Genomic DNA, 2,762 nt, shown 5'->3' with positions numbered 1-2,762 from the left:
GTTCTTTCATGTCCACGGCCGCACCCGTACCTCTGTCCAGATGATCACCCGCGCCGCACACCTCGAACGAAATCCGGTTTGCCACAACGCACTGACAGCATGCCCGACCGATCTGACCCTGCTCCATGTCAGATTGAGGCTTGGCAGGCGGCCCGCACGAGGCGTGCAAGGACGGAGAGCCATGACAGACGAGTCGGTACGCCGTGCGACGGGAAGACCGCTGCCCCGCTCGGCCCGATCGCCGCTCGAGGGCCGGGTGGTCGCGGTCACCGGCGCGGGCCGCGGCATCGGCCGGGCCGTCGCGGACACCCTGGCGAGGGCCGGCGCCCTGGTCGCGCTCGGAGACCTGAATGAGGCTTCGGCCCGAACCGCGGCGGAGGAGATCTGCCGCACCGCGGACGGCCACGCGGCGGGCTTCGCCCTGGACGTCACGGACACCGCGTCGTTCGCGGCCTTCCTGGACCGGGCGGAAGAGCGGTTCGGGCCCGTGGATGTACTGGTCAACAACGCCGGGATCATGTGGGTCGGGCCGTTCGCGGACGAGGCCGAGCAGACCGCGCTCCGCCAATTCGACGTGAACGTGCACGGGGTGCTGCGCGGGATGAAGCTCGCGGCGCCCCGGATGCGCGCCCGCGGCACCGGACACATCGTCAATATTGCGTCCGCGGCCAGCAAAGTGACCCCCATGGGCGAGGCCACCTACGCCGCCACCAAGCACGCCGTCCACGGCTACAGCTCCGCGGTGCGGGCCGAACTGCGCGGCAGCGGTGTCCAGGTCTCCCTTGTCATGCCTGGTGTCGTGGATACCGAGCTGGCGGTCGGCACCAGCGCCGGCCCCACCCGCCGTCTGACCCCGCAGGACGTCGCCCGAACGGTCCTGAGCGTGGTCCTCCGCCCCCGGCCCGAGGTGTTCGTACCGCGGCACATCGGTCTGGTCCCGTGGGTCTGCGCGCTGCTGCCGGCCAAGGCCCGGGCAGGGTGGCTGCGGTTGGTCGTGCCCGACCAGCTGGCCGCGCTCACGGACCCGTCGGTACGCGCCGCCTACGAGCGCGACAGCGGCGGCACCGCGGCAGAGACCGGCGGCGCCGCCCCACAAACCAAGGAGAGGGCAGAACGATGAGCGCGCCCGGAACCGAGCAGCCACCGCCCGGTGGCACCCTCAGCGCCGGCATGCGCACGATCCCGGAATTCGAGGGCGTGCACGAGGTGTGGCCACGGGGCGACCGGCTCCAGGCCGTGCGCGAGGCCGCCCTCGCCTGTCGCGAGCGCTTCCGCGGCCAGGGCCGGATCCACGCGGTGCGCAGCTTCGACATCGCGGCCGCACCGTACCCCACCCGGTACGCCTTCCACGGCGCCGCGATCGGCCCGAACCCGTTCGTCAACATCGTCAACCGGGTACTGGTCGTGCACTTCGACGGCTTCGACGGAGTGCCCAGGACCCTGGTCTGGGAACCCACCGTCGCCGCCGGGTCGAGCACCGCCCCCTTCTACGCCCAACTCAAGGGTCTGGCGGGCGACTTCCTCAGCGACCGGGTGTTCACCCGCTACTACCACGAGCCCGAGGAGGTGCTGCCCCTGTGCGGTCTGCGTCCGGAGGACGTCGACTACGTCAGCTTCGACCACCTGCACGTCCAGGACGTCCGGCTGATCATGGGCAGCTCCAAGCCCCTGGCCGGACAGGCGACCCCGCCCGAGCCGCTGTTCCCCCGCGCATCTCTGCTGGTGCACCGCAAGGAACTGGGCACCTTCGCCTCGCCGCACCCGATGCAGTGGGCCTGGTACGTCGACGGCGGCATGGACGGTGTGCCCGACGACCGCGTCACCGCCTTCGACGGAGACGTGGAACTCGGCGTCGGCGTGAGCCTGCTGTGGACGCCCGGCCACACCGACGGCAACCACTCGCTCGTGCTCAACACGCCCGACGGCATCTGGGTCTCCTCGGAGAACGGTGTGGCGGCCGACAACTGGCAGCCCGAGCTCTCCCGGATCCCCGGGGTCAGGCGGCACGCGCGGTTCTTCCGGCACGAGATCGTGCCCAACGCCAACACCCTCGAGGACTCCCTCGACCAGTACGACTCCATGGTCAAGGAGAAGACGCTGGCCGACCGCAGCGCCCGGGACCCGCGGTGGCTGCAGATCCTGCCGTCCTCGGAAATCGCCCGCTGGAAGCGGCAGTGGCCGGTCTGGCCCACGTACTCGCACGGCGGACTGCGCTACGGGAGCTTCCCGGGCGAGGCCGCGGAAGGCCGAGGAGAGACCCCGTGACGATCGCCCCACCCTCCGCAGGATCGCCGCCGAGGGCGTCGAACGGCCGTGATCGAATGGCGCGGCGCGCCCGGGCGGCCGACGGCCGTCCTCGTGCACGGCCGCCAAGGTCCCCAGGTGGTGGCGTCCGGAGCGATGGACGTTCAACGACCAGGTCCCGAGGACCTCGGTCGGGAAGTCGACAAGAAGGTCCTTCGATCCCGGCACGCCCAGGGCGAACTCACCGTGATCCACCTCTCCAGCCAACGTTCTTGAGCTTGGCCGCTGCGTCGACCTCGTGCGGATCGCCCGAACACAGCCGCTCGCGTCCAGCCGTTCAGCGAGCCTTGACCCAAGGCCGGGTAGTTAACGGATATGCGCTGGTGGCAAGGCGTTTGTCAGGTGGCTTGCCTGGTGTAGGTCGCGGGTCCGGTTTTGCGGATGAGTCCGTGGTGAGCCCATCGGTTGAGTTGTCGGCGCATGGTGCCCAGGGTGATGTCTCCGAGGTGGCGTGCGAG

At 70.5% G+C, this 2,762-nt stretch carries 2 protein-coding genes; both read left to right on the top strand.

Annotation, left to right across the window (positions count from 1 at the left end):
• The first annotated feature begins 181 nt into the window (after positions 1-181).
• Positions 182-1,120 (top strand): SDR family oxidoreductase, encoded by a 939-nt coding sequence (locus ACWCP0_RS41935; protein ID WP_451083957.1) that lies wholly within the window; start codon positions 182-184, stop codon positions 1,118-1,120.
• A complete protein-coding gene (locus ACWCP0_RS41930; protein ID WP_451083956.1) occupies positions 1,117-2,265 on the top strand; it encodes a hypothetical protein in 1,149 nt (382 codons plus the stop codon). Before ACWCP0_RS41935 ends, ACWCP0_RS41930 begins: the two co-directional genes overlap by 4 nt.
• Positions 2,266-2,762: the final 497 nt, after the last annotated feature.

The organism is Streptomyces sp. NPDC001970, assembly GCF_053594115.1.
This window is presented reverse-complemented; position numbering and strand designations above follow the sequence as displayed.

Coding starts and splice junctions, on each gene's coding strand:
- ACWCP0_RS41935 (WP_451083957.1), top strand. CDS start 182: ATGACAGACGAGTCGGTACGCCGTGCGACGGGAAGACCGCTGCCCCGC.
- ACWCP0_RS41930 (WP_451083956.1), top strand. CDS start 1,117: ATGAGCGCGCCCGGAACCGAGCAGCCACCGCCCGGTGGCACCCTCAGC.